The organism is Crassaminicella profunda (assembly GCF_019884785.1).
GTDB classification, from domain to species: domain Bacteria; phylum Bacillota; class Clostridia; order Peptostreptococcales; family Thermotaleaceae; genus Crassaminicella; species Crassaminicella profunda.
This window is the reverse complement of the sequence record NZ_CP082326.1, coordinates 690,359-713,756: the sequence shown is the minus strand read 5'-3', so window position 1 is coordinate 713,756 and position 23,398 is coordinate 690,359. Positions and strand designations below refer to the sequence as shown.

22 protein-coding genes are annotated in these 23,398 nt (G+C 30.3%); 6 read left to right on the top strand and 16 right to left on the bottom strand.

Features of this window, described 5'->3' with window-relative positions; all coding sequences use genetic code 11:
- Positions 1–148: 148 nt before the first annotated feature.
- The 4 genes from K7H06_RS02880 to K7H06_RS02865 form a co-directional block, all read right to left on the bottom strand.
- Entirely contained in the window at positions 149–2,092 is a 1,944-nt protein-coding gene (locus tag K7H06_RS02880; RefSeq protein ID WP_223038483.1) for a LysM peptidoglycan-binding domain-containing protein, read from the bottom strand.
- Between the two features lie 181 nt (positions 2,093–2,273).
- Positions 2,274–3,047: an ABC transporter permease gene (locus K7H06_RS02875; protein ID WP_223038482.1), complete on the bottom strand. Its 774-nt coding sequence runs from the start codon at positions 3,045–3,047 to the stop codon at positions 2,274–2,276.
- 3 nt (positions 3,048–3,050) lie between these two features.
- A complete protein-coding gene (locus K7H06_RS02870; RefSeq protein WP_223038481.1) occupies positions 3,051–3,665 on the bottom strand; it encodes an ABC transporter ATP-binding protein in 615 nt (204 codons plus the stop codon).
- Complete coding sequence (locus tag K7H06_RS02865) at positions 3,662–3,985, bottom strand: PadR family transcriptional regulator (RefSeq protein WP_223038480.1); 324 nt, start codon at positions 3,983–3,985, stop codon at positions 3,662–3,664. The genes K7H06_RS02870 and K7H06_RS02865 overlap by 4 nt, the downstream gene beginning before the upstream one ends.
- A gap of 182 nt (positions 3,986–4,167) precedes the next feature.
- Here K7H06_RS02865 and K7H06_RS02860 point away from each other — a divergent pair, with 182 nt between their 5' ends.
- The gene (locus tag K7H06_RS02860; protein WP_223038479.1) at positions 4,168–4,557 is read left to right on the top strand and encodes a hypothetical protein; all 390 of its coding nucleotides are present in this window, start codon (positions 4,168–4,170) and stop codon (positions 4,555–4,557) included.
- Positions 4,558–4,650: 93 nt separating this feature from the next.
- Here the strand turns inward: K7H06_RS02860 and K7H06_RS02855 are convergent, their stop codons facing one another.
- On the bottom strand, positions 4,651–5,676 hold the full coding sequence (locus K7H06_RS02855; protein WP_223038478.1) for a hypothetical protein: 1,026 nt from the start codon (positions 5,674–5,676) through the stop codon (positions 4,651–4,653).
- Positions 5,677–6,061: 385 nt separating this feature from the next.
- Here K7H06_RS02855 and K7H06_RS02850 point away from each other — a divergent pair, with 385 nt between their 5' ends.
- Positions 6,062–6,754, top strand: a complete 693-nt coding sequence (locus K7H06_RS02850; RefSeq protein ID WP_223038477.1) for a response regulator transcription factor — start codon at positions 6,062–6,064, stop codon at positions 6,752–6,754.
- Complete coding sequence (locus K7H06_RS02845; protein ID WP_223038476.1) at positions 6,723–8,732, top strand: sensor histidine kinase; 2,010 nt, start codon at positions 6,723–6,725, stop codon at positions 8,730–8,732. Before K7H06_RS02850 ends, K7H06_RS02845 begins: the two co-directional genes overlap by 32 nt.
- Before the next feature lie 137 nt (positions 8,733–8,869).
- Here K7H06_RS02845 and K7H06_RS02840 read toward each other — a convergent pair whose 3' ends face one another.
- From K7H06_RS02840 to K7H06_RS02825, 4 genes are all read right to left on the bottom strand, one after another.
- Complete coding sequence (locus K7H06_RS02840; RefSeq protein ID WP_223038475.1) at positions 8,870–9,259, bottom strand: hypothetical protein; 390 nt, start codon at positions 9,257–9,259, stop codon at positions 8,870–8,872.
- A 135-nt stretch (positions 9,260–9,394) separates the two neighbouring features.
- On the bottom strand, positions 9,395–9,577 hold the full coding sequence (locus tag K7H06_RS02835) for a hypothetical protein (protein WP_223038474.1): 183 nt from the start codon (positions 9,575–9,577) through the stop codon (positions 9,395–9,397).
- A gap of 71 nt (positions 9,578–9,648) precedes the next feature.
- Positions 9,649–10,230 (bottom strand): class I SAM-dependent methyltransferase, encoded by a 582-nt coding sequence (locus K7H06_RS02830; protein WP_223038473.1) that lies wholly within the window; start codon positions 10,228–10,230, stop codon positions 9,649–9,651.
- Positions 10,231–10,248: 18 nt separating this feature from the next.
- Positions 10,249–10,686, bottom strand: a complete 438-nt coding sequence (locus tag K7H06_RS02825) for a hypothetical protein (protein ID WP_223038472.1) — start codon at positions 10,684–10,686, stop codon at positions 10,249–10,251.
- A gap of 156 nt (positions 10,687–10,842) precedes the next feature.
- Between K7H06_RS02825 and K7H06_RS02820 the strand changes: the two genes are divergently transcribed.
- A complete protein-coding gene (locus K7H06_RS02820) occupies positions 10,843–11,556 on the top strand; it encodes a VCBS repeat-containing protein (protein WP_223038471.1) in 714 nt (237 codons plus the stop codon).
- A 75-nt stretch (positions 11,557–11,631) separates the two neighbouring features.
- Here K7H06_RS02820 and K7H06_RS02815 read toward each other — a convergent pair whose 3' ends face one another.
- Both K7H06_RS02815 and K7H06_RS02810 read right to left on the bottom strand, forming a co-directional pair.
- Entirely contained in the window at positions 11,632–11,811 is a 180-nt protein-coding gene (locus K7H06_RS02815) for a hypothetical protein (protein ID WP_223038470.1), read from the bottom strand.
- A gap of 159 nt (positions 11,812–11,970) precedes the next feature.
- Positions 11,971–14,220, bottom strand: coding sequence for a DEAD/DEAH box helicase family protein (locus tag K7H06_RS02810; protein WP_223038469.1), 2,250 nt, complete (start codon positions 14,218–14,220; stop codon positions 11,971–11,973).
- A 390-nt stretch (positions 14,221–14,610) separates the two neighbouring features.
- Between K7H06_RS02810 and K7H06_RS02805 the strand changes: the two genes are divergently transcribed.
- Together K7H06_RS02805 and dcm are read left to right on the top strand one after the other, a co-directional pair.
- The gene (locus K7H06_RS02805) at positions 14,611–14,811 is read left to right on the top strand and encodes a hypothetical protein (protein WP_223038468.1); all 201 of its coding nucleotides are present in this window, start codon (positions 14,611–14,613) and stop codon (positions 14,809–14,811) included.
- Positions 14,812–14,828: 17 nt separating this feature from the next.
- Positions 14,829–16,031 (top strand): DNA (cytosine-5-)-methyltransferase, encoded by a 1,203-nt coding sequence (gene dcm, locus K7H06_RS02800; RefSeq protein WP_223038467.1) that lies wholly within the window; start codon positions 14,829–14,831, stop codon positions 16,029–16,031.
- A gap of 16 nt (positions 16,032–16,047) precedes the next feature.
- Here the strand turns inward: dcm and K7H06_RS02795 are convergent, their stop codons facing one another.
- The 5 genes from K7H06_RS02795 to K7H06_RS02775 all read right to left on the bottom strand — a co-directional run bounded on the left by K7H06_RS02795 (position 16,048) and on the right by K7H06_RS02775 (position 23,344).
- Positions 16,048–17,157: a PDDEXK family nuclease gene (locus K7H06_RS02795; RefSeq protein WP_246637615.1), complete on the bottom strand. Its 1,110-nt coding sequence runs from the start codon at positions 17,155–17,157 to the stop codon at positions 16,048–16,050.
- Positions 17,158–17,183: 26 nt separating this feature from the next.
- Positions 17,184–18,626 (bottom strand): Sau3AI family type II restriction endonuclease, encoded by a 1,443-nt coding sequence (locus tag K7H06_RS02790; RefSeq protein WP_223038466.1) that lies wholly within the window; start codon positions 18,624–18,626, stop codon positions 17,184–17,186.
- A 1,046-nt stretch (positions 18,627–19,672) separates the two neighbouring features.
- Positions 19,673–20,299: a BglII/BstYI family type II restriction endonuclease gene (locus tag K7H06_RS02785; RefSeq protein ID WP_223038465.1), complete on the bottom strand. Its 627-nt coding sequence runs from the start codon at positions 20,297–20,299 to the stop codon at positions 19,673–19,675.
- Between the two features lie 856 nt (positions 20,300–21,155).
- A complete protein-coding gene (locus tag K7H06_RS02780) occupies positions 21,156–22,259 on the bottom strand; it encodes an NERD domain-containing protein (protein WP_223038464.1) in 1,104 nt (367 codons plus the stop codon).
- A 371-nt stretch (positions 22,260–22,630) separates the two neighbouring features.
- Positions 22,631–23,344, bottom strand: coding sequence for a hypothetical protein (locus K7H06_RS02775; RefSeq protein WP_223038463.1), 714 nt, complete (start codon positions 23,342–23,344; stop codon positions 22,631–22,633).
- Between the last annotated feature and the right edge of the window lie 54 nt (positions 23,345–23,398).

Sequence of the window (23,398 nt, the reverse complement as noted above, 5' to 3'; positions counted from 1 at the left end):
ACTTTTAAAAAATAGTTCTTTACATTTTTCTATATTATCATAGAACAACCGTATTATACCATCTTTTTTTAAATTTATACAAACACTTGTTCTAAATAAAAAAAGAAGCAGGACTTTTGCTCCTACTTCTTTCTCCTTATTCTAAATATTATTTTACTGGAATAGCTAATTTCTGTCCTACATAAATCCTATTAGGATTCTTTATGATCCCTACGTTGGCATCTACTATTTTTCTATACATTCTTCCATTTCCATAAAAATATTTCGCAATGTGTGCTAAGGTATCTCCTGATTGAACCGTATAAACCTTCGTATGCTCATCAGCAACTGGTGGCATAAACTTTGCTGCACTAGGAAGAACTAACGTATCTCCCACATTTAACTTATTATGTGTTTTAGAAAAATAAGCTTTATTGGCGTTATAAATTTTCTTCATCATAGAATAATCTCCATAATATTGAAGTGAAATATTGCCAACTGTATCCCCATATGCAATTTTAACCGTTGTAGGCATTTGTGGTTTTTGCACATCACCCAAATCCACTACACTAATAGCAGCCCCATCAACATTTCCTGGATTCACTGGAGTATCTGTATTTACTGAATCATTTGTATCCACTGGTTCATTTACATAATCATCCATATTCACATTAGATTCTGTTGTTGCATTTTCTATTTGATTTGTCATTTCTTCAGCAGAATCAAATTGCTTAATATATATTTTACCATCCTTAATCTTAGCATAAGACTTCACTTCTACCTGCCCAATTACCGTCCTTATGATTCCTGCCAACTTATCATCATTCCCAGTGGCCTTAAGAACTGGCTTAATAATTGCTCCCAAACCAGGAATTTTATATATTGATTCCGTTAAAATAACCCCAATATCTCCATCACCAAGAACATCATTTAAGGATACTTGTTCATATTCTTTCTTTTCAAATCCATCTTTATCTCTCTTGACATTTCCATCTTTATCCTTTTTCGTTTTTTCTATTTGATAAGCAAGATTACCAATGCGATCAGCAATTTTATCTCTAGCACCATCACTTATAGGTTTGCCTACTGGCGCTAACTTATTTATAGCATCCTGAATTCCACTAGCCACTTCAAATGCTATATCCTTTGGCTTTTTAAAAGAATTTTTATAAATGATTTGAAGGTCTTGTATCTCTGGAACTTCCGCTACAAATGCAACCTCTTTCCCATTAAGAGCTTTTTTCTCAGTAGGAAATTCTTCTTCTCCTGATTTTACACTGATTGTAAAATCATCTCTTTTCCCATAGGTAACACCCGTAATAATCACCAGTTGATTTCCATTTAAATCTACTTTACTACCATCTACTGTATACGTTAAATTCATTCCCTCCACATCATCAGCAGGAACAACCCCATCAACATAAGGGTCAATATCAATTAAAGCATGATTCTTCAATACTTTATTTACAGCATCTGCAACTTTATCTCCATATAAACGTGAATAAGGAAGCATTCCTGCAATATATTCCCCTATATTCATATCTCCTGATGCTTGAGCTGCTTCATTAATCACATGATTGGCCCAATATTTAGTAAGTCCAATTTTCATAAGGGCTTGTTTAAGCTCCTCCTCAGCTTCAAAAGGCAACTTTTTATCTTTTACATTTTCCCCATATGTATAAACACCTGTATCACAGGTTTGAACATTTTTCATGGTATCCAAATCAATGGTCAAAACAGGTAATAAGTCAAGTTCATTAAGTTCTGGATTATCTTTTAATATTTTCTTTACATGCTTCGATACATCCTTAGCTACTTTTTTACCTACTTTATTTGCTTCTTTTACTACCTTTTTACCTACTTTTTCTGCTTCTTTCGCTACTTTTTTTGTCAAATCCCCTGCTTGATCTACTGTCTTTTTGCCTACTTTTTCTGCTTGATTCGCTACCTTTTTACCCACTTTTTCTGTTTCCTTTGCTACTTTTTTTGTCAAGTCCCCTGCTTTATTCACTGTCTTTTTTAAGCCATCTAATGGCCCTGCATAAGCTGCAATACTTTGAGATAAAATCATTCCTACTACTAACACGAACACACCAACCCTTTTAAACCTCATCAAACTCCCCCTTTAACTTTTTACCACACATTAAAACAATTGTGCTACATCTAATATTTATTAAGGTTTCATAAAAAATATGCATGTTTGTCCAAACTTATATATAGGTCCTATTTTCTTACATGAAAATTCTATAAAAAAATACAACTCAAGCATATACTTAAGTTGTATTCCTCATTGATCATATCATCAATCTATCGTATTCATCAAATGCATAAAAAACTGTAAATAGTATGGACAACATAGCACTAAAATATCTAGCTATAAAGATAGCAATCATGATCGCTATTTGATATTTTATAGCCGTTAAGGGAATGGCCCCACCTAAAATCTGTCCTGTCATCATCCCTGGTAAAGCTACTAACCCTATTGTTTCAATAGATGCTATAGTAGGCCTTACGGAAGAGAATATAGCTTCTTTAAAATACACCATTAAAACTTCTATTTTGCTCCCACTAAGGCTTAAATAATAAAAATATTCCTTTTCATTTTCTTTTATGGCTTTATAAAAATTGTTGATGCATATAATATTCCCATTCAAGCTATTCCCTAATAACATGCCTCCAATAGGGATCAAATATTGAGCGTGAAATAGATGATCTAAGTTTATAACAAAAGAATTAAAATATAACAATACAGCTACATTAGGAATCAAAAAAGCTAAAAATAAGGGAAACACAAATTTTTTCATAGATAAACCACTTGATTTAGCTGTTGAAAAACTAGCCACCACAATCATAAAAACAAGATACAAAAAGTTTATCAAAGAATGATTTTTATCGAAAATGGTTTGAAGAAAAATCCCTACTAAACTAAGCTGTATCACCATTCTAAAAATAACATAAAAAATCTTTTTATTTATATGCATATTCAATTTATGGTTTAAAATCACAACTGGAATGATTAAAAAAAACAAACTAATAATAGATAAATAAGAAATCCCCTCTCCCTGCATCTTTTACCACTCCTCTATTCTCACATGATGATTTTTACGCCAAATCTTATCATGAGATATAATCAAAACCGTTCGGTCCTGCTTCAAAACATACTCTACCACTTTTTCTTTCATATCCGTATCTAATCCAGAAGTCACTTCATCTAAAAGCCATACGGGTCGATCCAAAAGAATGCAAATGATCAGTCCAAGTCTTTGTCTTTCTCCTCCTGAAAGCTGATTTACTTCCTTTTCCATAAGACTTTTAGAGAGCCCGAAATATTCCATAAGGGCTAAAACCTTTCCTCTATTCATTTCTACCTGTCTATTTTGTTTATAAGAAAATATTTCAACTAACAAATCCCAAACAACTGTATTTCTAAAGTCTACATCTTGACTAACATATCCTATATGACTTCGAAAAAAGGGTAGATTACTCTTTTGTAGTCTCTTCCCACTAAAGAAAATCTCTCCTTCCTTAGGTCTTAAAAACCCTAAAAGCAATTTAAATAAAGATGATTTTCCACTGCCAGAAGGGGCACTTAAAAGAACCTTTTCTCCTTTTTTAACCTGCATATTAAAATTCTCAAATACCTTTTTTTCGTCAAAGCTTAAATATATACTTTTAAATTCAATCAACCTATATCCCCCTTCCCCTTCACTTCATGGAACAACTGACCCGCCTTTTTAGTTGCCTCCTTTAAAATTTCTTCCCCAAGATCCGTTGCTGTATAAAACTTTATGATTCTACCCTCCACATTTTTTTCTGTCTTTTTCAATAAACCTTCCTTCTCCATTCTCTTCAGTAGGGGATACAAAGTCCCTGGACTCACCTTATAACCATGTTCTTCTAACTCTTTCATCATCCATGTACCATAGATCGGCTCCTTTTTAGCATGATATAAAATATGTATTTGTATAAACCCTAAAAACAACTTTCTCAATATCTTCTCTTTCATGGTTAAGCTCCTTTAAAATTTGATATCAACACTCGATATCGTATTTCGATATCGCTTTTCAATATCATTCTATCAAAACAATTCCTAAGTTTCAATAAAATTTTTAAAAATAATTATCCTTGAAATTATGTAGCCATAGTGATAATGTTAAATAAAAATACATATTCAAAAGGAGAACACCCATGATTACAGCTTATTTACTTGGAATTTCAAATTATTACGAAGGAGAAGATATGGAAATCAGATTTCGTGTCTTTAAAGATAATGAACTTTTATTCAAAGATGATTTCTTTGAAGAATACCAAAAAGCATTCATCGTAGAGCATGTAGCTTTACTTGCACTTCTAAAAAGATTAGAAGAATTTCGTGGTCAAGACATCAATATCATCATTAACAATCCATCTTTATATGAGCAAATCCGAGGAACTTCAACATTAAAAAATAAAGAGGCTCTCAAAATGACCAGCAAAGTTAAAGAAAGATTAAAAGAATTTGGCAATGCACTCATCATCCAAGATGTTAGTCAAGATCAAGCAGGACTTAAAAAATGGAAAGAAGTTTTAGAAGGATAGTGATGGAAATCTTTATGGTAATACAAAAGAGCTTTGCAACGAGATTTAAATTCTCTTTGCAAAGCTCTTATCTTAAAACCTTTCCAACATTCCTTACGGTTTAACACTACAGCTTGAAAAACTTATACCTTGCCCGCCTTCACTTTCATCCTTAGAAGCTAATATAAATCCTGAAAGGGTTGCTTCTACATTCACTTCATTTCCCTCTAGTATGTATTTTTGTATATTCTCATCTATCAATCCGGCTATATCAACCAATCCTTCAAAATTGCTTACTTTGTTAGTCCATCCACTATTAAATGTATATTGAATAGGCTTATCAAGAAGGGTAGTATTAGGCGTAAAATAAAATTCGTTTTCTTCATACATCTCATTAAAAAAACCTCTTAATTTCCCCTTTACAACCATACTACCTTTAAGCTCTAATGTAATAGCGTTTCCTTTTTCATAATCAATACTCGATACTTTAAGGCCACCTATATTTTGTCCTACTTGTATATTCGCAGGATCATAAAATGAAATTTGTTCCTTATCTTGTGAGTCTTCTTTATCTTTCTCCTTCTCAAAAGGATAAGGCTCATTTGATTGATCCACAAGATCACTACTACCATTCACCTCTAATATCTCATATTGATCCGTCCAAATATGCCCATCTTCTATTACTCCTTCAGCTTCTACAAATTCACTAAAATCAAATTTAACTTTTACAGGAATCACACTATCCTTGCTAATCGTAATAAATGGATCCTCAAAGACAAAATGTTTTCGATCTACATAATTATAAATTTCATCTCCTGAAAAATACACCTTATCAAAAGTATATTTTTTATTATTCCATTTTCTTGTTATCTCAATAGGTTTATCTAGCTTCATCCCTGTACCAAAAGGAGGTTTATTAGGTATAAGTGTCCCCTCAAGAATATAAACAGTTTCCATAGGCTCCTCTGCCTTTTGTTCTTTTGCTTTCTGCTTTTCTTTTTCCTTTTGTTCTGCTTCAAGCTCTGCACGTATTTCAGCCCTTAATTCTTCTTCTGTCTTTACAGTCTCTTCTTTGCCACATGCTGTAAACAACAGAAGAAACATTAGCAGCAAGCTTAGTAAACTTATTATTTTTTTCATCCATATTCCTCCTACATTCAATTTTAAAATATACATGGAATCAGTTGATCTTTTCATAAATAACTAAAATTGCGTGTATCTAATAAAAATTAGCTTATATAACCAACCTTTCCAATTTAACACCTATATTATAGCATATTTCGACGTATTTATCTGAATTTTGACGAAATAAGGTAAGAACATGCATGCTGAAAGAAAATCTTTAATCATATAAAAGAGCTTTGCAAAAAGATTTAAGTTCTCTTTACAAAGCTATACTCATCTTAAGAAAATCTTAAGAATCCCATCAACCCTTTTGTAAGAAGTCAATGCTATCATTTATATAAACCCAATCAAGAAAGGTGTGGTATAATATGTCAGTAATAAAACTAGGTGGTGATCCGTAATGAACATACTCATCTGTGATGATGATCAACAAATCCTTGAAGCAATAGAAATATACCTTGAAAATGAAGGATATACCATTTATAAAGCCTTCAATGGATTAGAAGCATTAAACGTACTCGAGCATACAGAAATCCATTTGATTATCATGGATATAATGATGCCAAAAATGAACGGTATGAAAGCTACAAACGAAATTAGAAAAACAAAAAATATTCCTGTTATCATGCTTTCAGCCAAATCAGAAGATATGGATAAAATCATGGGACTAAATATGGGAGCTGATGACTACATTACAAAGCCCTTTAATCCACTAGAGCTAATTGCCCGTGTAAAATCCCAGCTTAGAAGATACATAACCCTTGGGAATTTTACAAAAAAGACAAACGTCTATCAAACAGGTCAATTAATTGTAGATGATGAAAGAAAAGAAGCTACAGTAGATGGTGAGTATATCAAACTCACTCCCCTTGAATATAAAATACTCAAGTTTCTTACAGAACATGCAGGAAAAGTCTTTTCCATCGATCAAATTTATGAAAATGTATGGGATGAACCTTCCTTTAACCCAGAAAACACCGTAGCTGTTCATATCAGAAGAATCAGAGAAAAAATAGAATTCAATCCAAAGAAACCAAAATACTTAAAGGTGGTGTGGGGCGTTGGTTACAAAGTTGAAAAATATAAAAGCTAACAAACATTTAAAATATATCGCTTTTTTACTAGCAATCATTTCTTTAACAAGCCTTTTGACGATATTTGCTTATTTAAATGAAAATACAGCTAGCTCCTTTGAAGCAGCTTTTCAAAAGGATTATCTAAAAAGCAACGATTTAAAATATGAATTAAACCATATTACAAACAATGTAGAAAGAATCTTAACACGCTATAGAAGTGAAGAATACATCAAAGGCGGAGGAACTTTGCCTAAAGACTTAGATAGATACTATAGCTACTCATGGAAGCTTGAAAACCTTTATAGAGATTTTAAAAGAAATTATTATAAAAATAGCTCAAAACCATACAATACAGTTCCTGAGAAAAAATTAATTGACCTATTTGAAAAAGAATATACTGAAGAACTTGCATTATACAAAGAAGAATATATCCAAAAAGAATTAAATACTTACGATCAATTACAAAGGGAATTAAAAAGTGTTAAGGGACTGTCCTACTATATATCCACTCAACTATCAGACGCCGAAGAATTTAGCTATACAAATGTTTCTAATGGGAACAAAGCTTTCTTTAAGTCCTATCCAGTTTATTTGTTGTTTGATAAAGATGGAACTGTAGCTTCCCCTAAACTAAAACCTATTCATCATAACCTTAAATCCTATCCACAAGATATTATGTATGTAGGATTAAATGATACCTTTTTAAAGCCTAGAGTACAAAATTGGAATCATGATTGCAAACTAATTGTAAAAGGTTTTAGTTTTGGTAGTATTTTTATGGTATTATTCTTTCTCTCCCTTATTTACCTTTTTTTAGCAGTAGGCAAACGAGACGAGGATGGAAAAATCCATTTAAGAGCCTTAGATAAATTATATATAGATATACATATACTTATAGTAATCATGGTTGTGAGTCTATTAATAATGATTGCCTTTGAATCTATTGATCTAGGGTATTATATCTTTATCCCTACAAGTATACTTATAAGTGCTTTGAGCATTTATTTATTATTGTCCATTGCAAAGCATATAAAAAATAAAACCATATTTACCCATAATCTATACTATAAAATACCTCAAAAAATATATTCCTATATAAAAAAGCTATTCAGTTGTGCCCCTATTGTCTTAAGAATGATTCCTACACCTAATAAGGCAACTGACTTAAAAAGTATTATAAAAGGAATTGAACATATAAAAAAAGGAGAGCTTGATTATCACATCACCACCCTCACAACAGGCATTTATGGAAGTCTTGGTGATGATATCAATGACATTGCAAAGGGGTTAAAATCCGCCGTTGACAATGAACTAAAAAGCGAACGACTAAAAACAGAACTCCTTAGCAATGTATCCCATGACATTAGAACCCCATTGACATCCATTATCACCTATGTTGATTTACTAAAAAAAGAAGGACTTGACTCAAAAAAAGGACCCCAATACCTAGAAGTACTAGATCAAAAATCCTTAAGACTCAAAACCTTGACAGATGATTTATTTGAAGCCTCAAAAGCATCTAGTGGAGATATGCCTGTTCATCTAGAAAAAGTAGAAATCAATTCACTTCTCACCCAAGGACTTGTAGAATTAGATGAAAAAATAGTATCCTCTGGATTAGACTTCAAATTTCAGCTTCCTAAAGAAAAAATATTTGTTCGAGCAGATGGAAAACTATTGTGGCGTGTCCTAGAAAACCTTCTATTTAATATATTCAAATATGCCCTTTCAAACTCTAGAGTATATATTGATATTGTGGATTCAAAGAATCATGCCTCTATCATCCTAAAAAATATCTCTGCCCAGGAACTCAATATCCACGAAACAGAGCTCATGGAACGATTCACACGAGGAGATGAATCTAGAAGCAGTGAAGGTAGCGGACTTGGATTATCCATTGCCAAAAGTCTTGTAATCTTACAAAAGGGTGATTTTCATATTGAAATAGATGGAGATTTATTTAAAGCCACAATTACACTCCCTAAATACGAATAATTTATAATACAAAAGAGCTTTTTAAAGAGATTTAATTTCTCTTTAAAAAGCTCTTTACATTATCAAAAGACTCACTATAAAATCCATATCTCCATAACTCCCACACAAACTTCTTAATAAAAGGGTACTAAATATCCTTACTTATAAAATATTGCCGTAATCAAAAAATCTGATCCATATTCTTCATTTTCAATAATTCCGGTTTCTCCCCATTTCCCAAAACCAGCCGTTACAGCTAATGGTCTTAAATCTCCGTATATAGAGAAAACACCCTTTGTCCATACATTCTTGTAACCTGCTGACTTTACCATCTTCTTTACTTCTTTTAAATTCTTATTAGCAACGCTATTTACCTTTAAAGTATCTTTAAGCACCCTAAAAAAGTCCTTATAAAATAAGGTGCTCTTGCAATAATGACCAAACAATATGCAATTAACATCTCTTGCAATCTTTATATTTCCCTTTAAGATAACATGATATCTATCACTAATTTCATAAGCTTTCCTTACTAAATCATCCTTATCCATAATAATTCTCCTATATGGTTTTTACTTTTTATTAGTGTTTACTTTTTTAATAAATTTATCACGTTATTTTTTAAGGATTACATTTAGCCAAAACTCATCTTTTCTCACATCTGCGGTTTTTCCTATTGTTAAAATCTACTTCTTAAGAGCACCTCTAATCCATTTTTCACCCGTCATCCCAACAGCCATTCCCAAAGCAACTGTTAAACTTGTTTGTAGCCCAAATTTAGCAGATCCAAAAGCATAATTTAATGCCTCAAAACCTACAAATGTCATTAAAAAGCTCATTAAAAATTTCTTTAAAATTATATTTTTCATCCTGCTTTCTCTCCTTAGAATATGTTTTACTAGCTCTTCTTAGTTTATCAAGATATGTATAAAAAGTACAACTATATTAATACCATCAAAATATTCAACCAACATTCATCTTCCCTACCTACTCGAACATCCCTTGTTTTCCATGTCTCTAAAACCTTTAACCCTGGGAAACCCTTCATCAAATCCTCAAAGCTTCCTTCATTATAATCATTAAAAAATCTTTCATTTCTAAATGCTTCTTTATTTCCATACTTAAAAGATAAGTAAAAGATGCCTCCCTGCTTTAACGCTCTCTCACAATTAGCCATCACTTTTTCCATTTCGTCTCTACTTATATGCAAAATAGAAGCACATGCCCAAATCCCATGAAACTCATCACAAAAGTTCATCTCTCTCATATCTAGCATCATGACTTCTTGATCTAATAAATCACTCGCCATTTTCACCAATGCTTCCGAATAATCAGCTGCTACAACTTCATAGCCTTTACTTATAAAATATAGACTATCCCGTCCAGAACCACAACCAAGATCTAAGATCTTATCTCCTTTTTTTAAGTATTTCTCAAACCGATTATAAAGAGAGGTCATATCAGCATTTAAGGTGTTTTCTACAAATTCTTTTGCATTTTGATTGTAATAATCCTTCGTCATTTTAATTTGATCCTCCAATTATTCAAAAACAATGGTCTTTTCTTCTTGTAAAATATTAAACTTCGTCTCTTCTTTATTAAACTTCATGATATTTTTATCAAACTGGGCCTTACAAATATCCCTTGGAAGTTCTACAAAAGCCACTAGTGTATCTCCCTTTACAAAGGCAAGCATATTGATATCATCAAAAAGTTCAATATTGAAGTGATCATTCGAAGGCTTTATTCCTTCCTCTTCTAAAACCCTATTCACAGGTGTGTAAGGGTGCAAGATATACATCTTGTCAAAGTCAAAATCAGTGATGGTAGAAAAATCAACTTCACTGGAATTTTCTACGGTTTCGATGATTGTGTTTTTTAAAGCTATATCTTCACTTAGATGATCAGAACGTAGAAAAGAAAATACTGCAATGATGAGTATGAGTAAAGATAGTAAACCTATGATTATTTTTTTCATAAAGCACCTCTTATTTATAATATATCATCTTAACTCTTTTATTTTATCAGTAATGCTCTAAAAAGTACAACCATCCTGCTTTCCTTAACTTTAGACCTTTTTTGAACACTTCTCATATTATATTTATAAAAACAACTTTTTCATGAGGAGGTTAAAATGAATCCTTATCCTTATCCATACCATATCCTTGATTTTAAACAAGGGGATATAAACGGAGATGGTATATTAGACTATGTCTATCTCATAGGGCAAAGAAGCAGTCTAAATGAATTTGAAGATCATATTTTTATTCTTATTCAAGACGGAAGAACTCATCAAGCTACAAAAATTCCTCTTAAAAACATCGGGGGGTATAATGGACAATTATTTCTAGGTCCTTTTACCTCTAAAAACAAATTAGATATCCTTTTCAGCATGGATACAGGGGGTAGTGGTAGGTATATTTACGCTTACCTATACACCATAAAAAATAATCAACCCATCCTTATTTTTGACTATGATCAATTTAATGGTTATTCCATGTATTCTGCCCAATTCCAAAATGATTTCAAAGTATCCGTTATTAGCGAAAAGAAAGATAAAAAATTCATAATAGATGTAAGCTCTAACAAAAAAATGTATATAGATGCTGGGGTTTATGATAAAAATGGTAAACTATTAAAACCCACAGATGGAGGAGTATTAGCTCTAGGAAACCTCTCCCCAATTATCCAAAACTATAATGAACGCTATATGCTTTTAGGACTACAAAGGATCATCGGCATCAACAATTCAGATAATCTAGGAGCTATCCAAACCTATTTGAAGTGGGATAAAAAGAATTTCGTACCGTTTTTTGTTCAAGGATTGATTATGGATCAAAACAATTAGTTTTTTCAAAAACATCTTTAATAATTCAAAAGAGCTTTGCAAAAAGATTGACATTCTCTTTGCAAGGCTCTTTTTCTAACTTCTATTCTCTCTCACCCATTGTCCATAAGTTAGACCTATAGCTAATCCTATAGATACACTTATACGGCTATATATTTCAAACTCTAAGAATCTAGAAATAAAAATGAATATACTTCTTACTACAAGTACCATAAAAAAATTGATTGTAAATTTCTTTAATAATGAATAATTCATGGTATTTCTCTCCTTAGTAAAATTCCTTCCATTGCTTTAACTGTTGCATTTTTGCGTTTTCGGTTAATTCTTCCTATACAACTTCCCTTATTTTATCAATATGACTATAAAAATATAATAATCCTACTATAATGAATTCAAAAAGGAAAAATATTATATCTACATATCCCCAAAATATTTTTTTAACTTCTCATCACACCACTCATCTATCCACATTTTTTCTTTATTACTTAACCGCTTCCAAATATGTCGATTAAATCTTACATACTCTACTTCTTTACATTTTTCCATAAATTTCATATCTTCAAACCTCTTAAATGGATTAGATAAAATATTTCTTCTAACGTCTTTTCTATTTACTACCTCTTTATTGTAGATACATCTTTTCTTTTCTGCTTGAAGTCCTCTACTTTTTCTATCTTCATAAAAATCTATAAAATAATCTACAATATCTTCTAACAAAACTTTTCCTTTTTCGTCTGCTTCTTCTAGCATAGCTTTTAATAAGACAGGCTTATAGGAATAAGACATATCCATAGTTTTCACCATTTCCATAAACTTATCTTTCATATTTGCAGCGTTGATAATCTCCCATCCAAATTCTTTTGCATATCTTTTAACAGTTTCTTCACTGAAATATTTAAAGGTTCTACTTCCCATTGGTACTTGTAAATCAGGTATAATCTTTCCTTCTCTTATATATCTACTCAATGTTTCAGATTGAACATCTACCATTCTTACAAATTCTATCTGAGAGATTAAATCTTTTACTTCCTTTTGCCAATTAAATAAATCAATGATTTCATAATCCGATACATCTACAGGAAAATCAAGTAATACGGTCGGTTTTTCTCCTTTTCTATGTAAATCTAAATCTATTTTTCTCTGCTTATTAGATGCAACTACATAATCCCCTGGAACGTATTTTGATAAATCAAACATCCTATGTGCAGATAAAGGCATATTGAACAAATTGGCATTATCTATAAAGTCAAAAACCATCAAATAATCTTTCCCTTTAGCTTTTCTAGTTCCTCGCCCTAACTGTTGCATATAAATAGTTTTTGACATGGTTGGTCTTGCCATAAATAAAACTTCTGTTTTCGGACTATCCCAACCTTCATTTAACAAATCACAAGCACACAATACTTGTATATCTCCCTCTTCATAGGATTTTAATATTTTATCCCTTTGCTTTGGTTTCGTTCTTCCTGATACTGATTCTGCATTTATTCCAACTTCCTTGAAAAGACCAGCTATCTCTTCTGCATGAAATACAGAAGCACAAAAGACTACCGTTTTTCTATTTTTAACATATTTAAGATAGGTATCTATAATCAATTGATTCCTTTCAGGTACAAATAATTTACTTTCTAAATCCTGTGAATTATATTTGATCCCATTAATCCTTACAGAAGTTAAATCTACATTTGTTTTTACTCTTATACATCTAATAGGTACTAATTCTCCTATTTCTACAGCTGTTTTTAAATCCAATTTATGTGCCACATTTTTGAATAATTCTAAAATATCTTCTCCATCACTTCTCTCAGGAGTTGCTGTAAGCCCTAAAGTAAATTGTGATTTGAAATATCCTAAGATTTTTCTATAAGTATCTGCTGTCCCATGATGGGCTTCATCTATTACAACATATCCAAAGTCTTCTGGTTTGAACTTTTCTAAATGATTGCTAATACTTTGAATACTAGCACAAACAACATGGGATTCTTTCTCTTTTTCCTCTCCCATATAAATACCACAGGAGACTTCTTCCCAAGCTTCTTCAAAGGATTTTTTAGCTTGATCGACTAACTCCTTTGTATGTGCTAAAAATAAAGTTCTCTTTCCTAATTTTTTCGCATCTGTTACAGCTGTTATGGTTTTACCTGTCCCTGTTGCATGATATAAAAGGGCAATACTTTCATTGTTTTTTCTCATCTTTTCAAGGTTTTCAATAGCTTCTGATTGATGATCCTTTAGGACAAAGGCTTTTCCTTTTTGTTTTGGTAAATAATCTTCTAATTCTTTAAACATAGGCAACTCTCCTAGAAAGGTTAAAAGCTCATCCTTTACTTTCTCAGGAGTAGTTTTTAGTTGATTATATACCCATCTATAAACTTTCCAATAATTATACATCAAACTGTTTTGCTTGAGTAAATCATCATAATACTTATTTTGAGATACCTTTGAAGGGTTGTGCCAATTCTCACCATCTATTTCTATAGCAACTTTTTCTCCTTCACTTTCTAAAGCAAAATCTATATATCTATGATTTCCGTATATATCAATAAAAGGATATTGTATGGCTAAGTATTTCGTATTCTCAGGTCCAAAGGTTTCTGTGAATATTTCTATGAATAAATCTTCTGCAACACTTCCTAGTCTTATGGATTGGTTTTTGGTTTTCATGTAATCACCTACTTAGTAAAATTTATAGTAATATGTTTAATTTAGCGATTATTGGGATATTTTTATCTATGAATGATTTCTATAAAATATACAGGATTCCTCTTTTTTCCACATTGTTTGAGCTATAGAGAAAAGATATAATAGTTCAAATATTTTTGCATGATAGCTTCTAGCGTTAATTAAATTCATAAATATCTTATCTGTATAATTCACATTGTAAGATTTTTTAATTATTGAGCAAAAGTTTATTAATAGAATAAAAAACTGTATACTAGTATAAGTGATTTGGAGATACTACACTAGGAACATACGTTTGAAAAAAGGGGTTTGTAAATCAAAATGTATATGCTATAATTAATTTTGATAAAATTACTACAGTGGGGTGGAATTGTGCAAAGAGAAAATAGAGGTGGACCTAGAGTAGGAGCAGGAAGAATTCCACTTAAGGAAAACGAAAAAAAGAAAGGTGCTAAAATTTATATAACAGATAAGGTTAAAGACGCTATTTTAACCTATGGAACAGGTAAAAATTTTTCTGATAAAGCAGTAGAATTAATTAATTCAGAAATACAAAAAAGAAAAAAAATATAGCATTGGAGGATTTAAATATGGATAAAACAGTAGTAGAACTTTTTGCTGGAGTAGGCGGCTTTCACTTAGGATTAAAAAAGTCTTCAGATAATTGGAATTTTGTTTGGGCTAATCAATGGGAACCTAGCAGAAAAGCTCAAGATGCATTTCAATGTTATATGCAACATTTTGGTAAGAATGAATTTTATATTAATAAAGATATAGGTAAAATAGATAAAGAACAAATTCCAAATCATAACTTACTTGTCGGTGGATTCCCTTGCCAAGACTATTCTGTAGCCGCTACAGGAGCACAAGGTATGCAAGGTAAGAAAGGGGTTCTCTGGTGGGAAATATACAATACATTAAAAGCTAAAAATCCTTCTTTTGTTCTTTTGGAAAATGTAGATAGATTATTGAAATCTCCAGCAAGTCAAAGAGGAAGAGATTTTGGAGTTATGCTAGCATGCTTTTCACAGTTGGGCTATTCCGTAGAATGGAGAGTAATCAATGCGGCAGAGTATGGATTTCCTCAAAGGAGAAGAAGAGTTTTTATATTCGCCTTTAAGGATAATACAAAATACTCTAGAAATTTAATTGGCGTTGAATTTAAGGATTTGATTCACACTAAAGGTTTTTTTCAAAATCAATTTCCAATCCATGAAGATATTAAAACGTCTAATGGAATAGATTTTAACTTTGATAGTATTATTGATATTTCAGATAACTTTAGTTTTATATTCAAGAATTCAGGAATCATGAGTAGTGGAAATATATATACAGAAGAAACCATACCTAAATATGATGGAGAATTTATGTTACTTAAAGATATACTAGAAACGGATGTTGATGAGAAATATTATTTAAATGGTGAACTAGATAAGTGGAAAGCTATGAAAGGGCCAAAAAAAATCCAGAGAACTAGTAAAACTGGACATGCATACACCTTTTCAGAAGGACAAATAGCATTTCCAGACCCTATAGATAAGCCAGGTCGAACTATGTTAACATCTGAATCTTCGAAAAATAGAAGTACCCATATAATTGAAGATCCACAAACAGGCAGGAGAAGAAAATTAACTCCTATTGAGTGCGAGCGCTTAAATGGTTTTGATGATAATTGGACAAATACGGGAATGTCTGAACGGTTTAGATACTTTTGTATGGGAAATGCTTTAGTCGTTGGTTTAGTTGAAAAAATGGGAAATACACTTAATGAAATATTTAACAATGAAGAGTAGAGGTCATAATAGACCTCTACTTAATTTCTTTGAATTTTAATTTCCTATCTTTTGGGTCAAAAAAATATTTTATTAATCTAACATTAGTCCAAGTATCTGATATAGTTGGTCTTCTACCTTTAGTAAAGTTTCTAATACATATATTATTTTTATAATCAATAACATCTTGAGGAAATTCATAGCACACAAGAAATGCTTGTATCATCGAATAATCTCCAAAAGTATATTCTTGATTTATCCAATCAACATATTTCATTATTTGATTAATAGCATCTTTTGTTGCTTTATTTCTTTTTATCTCAATTAAAATATATTGAGAAATAGTATCAAAATTAGGTATATATTTATATCCAAACACATCCATTTTATCCATATAATCTATGTGCTTAAAAGGGGAAGCTATTACTTGATGAGAAATATAGTCCCAATTTCCAAAAATACGGTGATTAGTATTAGCTAATATATCAATTAGACTAACTTCTAAAGCCATTTCATGTTTAATGTAATCATCATCTGAACAGTATTTTAGTATTTCTTTTGATGAAATCTTATAATCACTATTAACTTTAGATTGAATAGCAGTATGCACCTTATCATAAAAAGGAAAAACACCGTTATTTTTCATAATATATTTTTCATTTCTTTTCAAAATAATATCTCTTAATGCTTTATTTTCTTCTTCATCTATTTTTATAAAAGATAGTCTCCAAAAAGCTCTTAACATACGAAAACTTTTAGGATTTGAAGATAATACATCATCCATATCAATCCCCATTTCAAAGAAATTCGGAGATGCTTTAAAAGTACATAGATATCTATTATTTAAATTTTGCTTATCCTTATTCAATAACATTTTGGATTTTATTGTATTAAAATCATAATTTACAGGTATATCCGCTTTAGGATAATTAAGATATTTACAATCATATCCAATATTTATTAATTCTCCTATACCATATATCTTTCTCTTAATAAAAAAATATACATTGTCTCCAGCTTTCATACTAAAATAATCAGCAAATGTACCCTCTTGAGGTCTACTCCAAAGACCATTTTTAATTTCCTTTAAATTTGTACTATATACACCCGTTTCAATACATAAATTCAATGAATCTAAGTTATCCAAGCTAAAGATATATCCGGCTATATATATCACTCCTTTTCAATTTGCTTTAAAATATATGAATTGTTCAACCAAAAACATTGCTTCGTAAATTTACGACCATCTGGAAGAATATATATATCTGCCTTATTTTTAGCATGTGGTCGTACGTGTGATACAGGGTTTTCAGAAGGAGATGGAAGATTATTAAACTCTCTTTTTCCTTTTTTCCAAGTTGAAATTCCATTTTGTATAACATTTACTGTTTTTTCCCATACACGCTTTACTTCTGTATCTAAATCTTTAAGAGGCATATTCCAAAACATACCTTTATAAAGTCTTAAAACATCATTTTCATCATATCTAAATATAACAAATAAAAATTTTGTTTCATATAATATATTTCGAAAATCAGATTCTTCCCAATTTTGTGTAACTATTTCTTTAAATTTAAAAGTTGGAAAAGACATATGCTCCTTAATTTTTCCGTTTTTTTCTATTCGAATAGCCTTTACTTTAATATTAGCCTTTTCAAATTCTAGTGCATTTTTTGAATTAACTCCTAGCATTTTTAGAGCCACTTTAGAAGCAAAATTCTTCAAGTTCCCAATTTTAACAGAGTACTGTGTTGCCAATTCATCAATACTCTTTCCTTTGTTAATATTAATTTTATTAATAATATAGGATTCAAATGTAGTATTTTCAAGTGTTAATACATCCTTTATTATTGGTTCATAAGCCGTTACACCATTTGAATTATAGTTGACAGAGCTCTCGCTTACTAATAATACTTCTTCATTTTGAGGCTCATAAGTAGGTCTTCGGGGTACTATATAATCATTTAATACATGGGTCATATATTTATTTTTTAATGAAAAAGCTCGTTGCATTGATTTAGCTTTAGAGTAAGGTTGTTCTCGTAATGAACTTTTATTTTTACCTTTAGTACATGCACCCAAATAAAACGTATCTCCTTCTGATAATTCATGAGCTTTTCCTTGCCTGATTTTACTTACTATTTTCTCCCAATCATCTTTAATTATTTTCAAATCGCTTTCTGGAAATGAAAATAATTGAACATGATTAATTTTATAATCTAATCTATTAATTTCTTTTTCATATAAATAATAGATAAGTAGAATCAGTTTATTTTTATGTAAGAAAGTACTAGTCTCAAATGACTCGTAAACAATGTCCATATAATTAATTATATTTAAAACTAATCTTTCTTTTGCAGAATACGAGCCATTTTTATTTATTTTATATGGAGATACTTTTAACTCAACACCAGCTTCTTTAAAATCAGGATTCTTGTCGCTATTAGGCTCATATAGAAAATAGTATTTTTCTAATAATTGCCCTAACCCTCCTTTGCCTTTATAATTTTTATATTCGTCGGGTAAAATACTCTTGAAAGTATAGTTTTCTAATCTTTTTGCATATTTCTCAATAGCTATTGGTGAATATTTATTATAAGGTACATAATTGTTCATATATAACCTCCTCATTATTTTCACTAAACACATTTTCTAATAATGCTTTTAACACTCCCCATTTATAAATTATGTTGTCAACAGATTTAATTTGAAAACTATAATAAATAATTTCCATATTTTTTATATAATGTTTATTTTACCCTACAACTTCCTTTTTGTAACCTCTAATCTTTCAAATGCAATCTTTTCTTTTGTGAATACTTCTATCTCTATTTCGTTGATAGAATATTTTTTGATTGTTTATGCATATATTGATAAGTCTTCTATAAAATATCCCTCTTTTTATCACATTCTTTTATTAATAAAACCAAAATAAAGTTATGCTTGAATAAATACAATTTTCAAACCACCGGACCTCTTCAAATTTTTAATCCCTTTCTTCTTCCCTACACACTCTCTATAGCCTCTTTAGATTTCTCAATTTTCTCTTGAATTTGGGATAAAAACCGGACCTACTTAACAACTTTGTCCATGTACTCCCTAATCCCTCTACAATCCCAGACAATCGGATTTACCGAGTTCAGTTTTAGCGTTGAAATCAATCAGAATCTTTTGCATTTTTGACAATATCTAGGCTTAAGCATTGCATTGATAGTCGTATATCCTCATCACACTATTAGTTTACTTTAGGTATGGTCCATCTTCTGAAAACTTTTAGTGCCCGGGAAACCTAGTTTTTCTTCGACGTTTCAAAAAAAATATACCTAAGTACCCTTGTGACTACAGGTATGAAACTCCCCTACACCCCCTATTTTTTTATTGCCTTCATTTTTTTCATAACAGTCTCTAAATTAAGTTATTATCAGAAATTTACACCTTGAATCAAATTAACTTCGTTAATCTATAAACAAACAATAATAAATTTCTAATTTTATGAAGCTATAAAATCCATCTTAAAGTAACTAATTATATGAAGTAATAATTTAATCCCCATTAGAAAAAGAATTTATAAAAAATCTTCACTTTTTTAGATGTTTCCCTAGCTCCAACTTAACTTCAACTATGTAATCAACAAACTTTAAGCAAATATATATTTACCTATTTTACTCCAAATAAACTACCCTTCCATATGTATTTCTACCGTCTTTATAGTGTTCTATCCTAAATGTCCTAGGTGCCAATAATCCAACAACTACCATAGGTACCGTTAACAAATTATTAAGAGGTCTTAAGTACTGTAAATATTTTTCATATGTTCCTACAGAACCATCAAAACCTCCTGCTCTTTTCATTTCATCTGTAGCACAAATTAAAATTCCAGCTCTTGTCTGAATCGCTTTCTCTACATGATTTAATTCACTTGCTAATACTGGCTTTATCAAATTCCAAGCTACAGCTTCACCATGATTAAATGCAACTTCAATAGATATATCATCTTTTGCAAAATCCAATCTCCAACTACTATTTCTACCTGTTGATCTGTATTCTGATTCATTAAAAATATTGCTTTGAGAATTCCACCCCCTTGCTCTCAGTCTTTCATCTATAAGATGATTTATTGCATCAGAAATACTTTTAGCTCGTCTTGTTTGAGAATTAAAGTAAGTTATAATATCATAATCTGTAATTCGATTTAACTCCTGTATAACTTCTAGCCACAATCTATTAAAATCAGGTTGAGTTTGAAAAATTTCTAATCCATATCGAAATGAATGTGTAATAAATTCCATATATATCTCCCTCTTTATAGTTAGTTGCTGAATCCGAAAACTATTGTAACTTCAGTTAATGAATCTAACTGTTCAATTGGTTCCTTTGATTAAAACTTTAATTTTTTTACTCCTCTGTTAAACAACATTCACTCATAAATTTACCTACTGGTACAATTTTGCTTTGTCAACTTATAAACTATTATATTCTACATAAATCCATACAATAATTTTATTCTGTACTATACTACTGTTATTGTAATCAACTAATTCTTTAGCATATTGTCGCCAAATTGTTAAATTATTCTTCCCCATTATTTAGTTGTTTCATAGCTGCAATCCATCTTTCATAAAAAACTACTGCTGCATTATTTAACTCATACAATTTTGCTGTTATTTTTCTATTATCCTGACAGTTTTTATCCGTATCCCTCTTTTCACACTCCAGTTATATCTTTTATTTTCATATAAACATATTTTTCGATAAAAATAGTTACTATCCTCCATTTTTGTGGTTTTTGTAAAATGAAAAAAGATATTCCTCCCCCTTAAGAAGTACTCTATCTTTTTTATAAAACAGCTGAGCGCACTATTTATAAACAATCTACTTATCAATTTACCCTCTCTTCAATATCCCAATCACAACCCCATTTATATATACTTAATCACTCTTCATTTGAATGAGTACCTGTCACAAACTTATTAACTAACAAAACTTTAAACCTATCAACTTATTTTTTACAAACCTTTAGTTCTTTCATAAATACGATTCATCATTCATAGAAAACTACATCTTTATTATTTAGCTTCTATAATTTTACTATGACTTTTCTATTTTTATGGCTTTTTTGAAAAATAACTAAATAGCAAAGCACTCTTATTCCCCCTTAAACACCTTCAAAATCTCCTCCCCATATTTCTCCACCTTCACATTACCAAATCCATTCACCCCTAAAAGTTCTTCCTTTGTTCTTGGATATTTCTCAATCAGATCTTCCATTTGGGCATTATTGAATATAAAATAAGGTTTTATTTTTTCTGCTTTTGAAGTAATTAGGCGAAAAGCTTTTAATTCAGTTGTTAAGGTCTCTTTATCCTTTTTAGATTTTATAGCTTTTGTAGTTTTTTGAGATTTGTAGCTATATTTATTGGATTCTTTTATCGATGCTGCTTTGTAAGTATTTTCTACTGTTTTTTTCTCTTTGTTGATGAAATCTTCTTTGGATAAATTATATTTTTTATCATAATTTATTTCTAACGGTGTATTATTCTCTACTAAGAAGTTTGCAATATCATACATATACTTTTCTAATACGTTTTTTGTATTGTTTTTATCATTTTGAAGTCTTTGTAAATACTTTGTGATTTGATCATATTTGTAGATGGTTTTTTTTATATTTTCAGGACATTTATTTTTATCTATGATAGTTTTGGGGTTTGCCATAACTACTAGCGAATGGTATGGTGTAGTTTTTACTAGATTTTCTTTTAACAAGATTTCCTCTAATATTCTTACATGTCTTTCATTTTGTGATACGGGACTGTACATCCCTTCCCTTTTGATTTCTTTTCCAAATCTATTTTTAATGATTCTGATAAAATCTCCATCACCATTAATCGTAATATTCCCATTTAATTTTTTTGTTTCTAGGATACATATGAATTTATTTGAAATGATGATGTAGTCAAATTGAGCCACATACTCATCATATTTTAATCTGATATCATGTAAGCATAGTATAGGTAAAAATGAATTTTTTAGTTCAAAATATACATTTTTCTCTCCTTGTATTCCTTGTTTAAAATAAGTAATATCTCTATCTATCATTTCTTTTTTGTATCCATCTTTTAATTTTTTTGAAAGTTTGATTAGCTCATTTAGTTGTTTATTTTCTTCTGAAAAATCTTTTACAAATATAGGGCTTGTGATCTCTCTTTTTCCTCCCATTAGGTAATCTAATGCTTTATCGAATAACGCCACTTGTATTTCCTCCTTGCTATTTTAATTGCTATTATCATTATAATCATTCATTCTAAACTAATTTGCAGAATAATGTCGTATATATAATCTTTTCCTCACTCTTTCTTCCAATTTCATTTTCTTACGTCATTCTATCAAAATCAACTTTTATTATTTTCTCGTCTACAATCTTCTTAGGTATCCTTCCAAAGACTTCTCTCTTTTCTCTGAATACTTCTATCTTCATTTAGTAAATAGTACTTTTTTCTTATTAATTGCTATATTAATATTTTCTATATACTAGACAATATTCCTCTTTTTCCCACATGATTTTCAATAAAAAAAGATATTTCCTTCACTTTGAAGTACTCTATCTTCTTAATTCTTTTCCATTAATCAAATGATCCCTTTAATATCTCCCTAGCATATGACCTAAGGGTTCCATCTTCTCCATCAAATACTGCTTCATATAATGTATCTTGGTATATTAGATACACTACATATTCTGCTTTTCCTTGATTATTTCTTCTTATGATACAATCTTTTATGGTTGCTTCTTGATTGAGCTTTCCTAGGATTTCTTCTTTCGTGATAGTGGGTAGGATGATTTTTTCCTCCCTTGGGTAGGTGATTTCAAATTCACTTATCCGTCCATCTGAATTTAATTCTATGTTGATTTCTTTCATGGCATCATAGACATCATTATTCTTTTCCATATAGGAATATCTCATATATAGTAGCTTTCCCTTTTCATCATATTTTCCTTTTTTCTCACAATGATAAGGTCCTTTATTAAATCCCATCATGATGTTTTTAGCTGTCTGGTCTAATTCCTCTTGTGTGTATTTTTTTGTTGTAGGTACCCTCCATCCAGTAGCTCTTATAACGATCTTGTTGGTTTTTTTATTGTAAGTTACATAATAATCTGCATCTGGTTGATTCTCTTTTATAGTGAAAGCATCATTGTAAGGATCTCTCTCATCATAAGTTTTAAATATATATTCTTCTTGAATCATATCATCCTCTTCGTGATATTTTAAGGTTTTATCGGGTACTAGTTTTGAAAAGACTTCTTCACAATACCCCTTTGCCTTTTCAAAGTCCATATCTTTAAAATCTCCTTTGTATGCCTTCAAAAAACTATATTGTTTGCTTTTTAG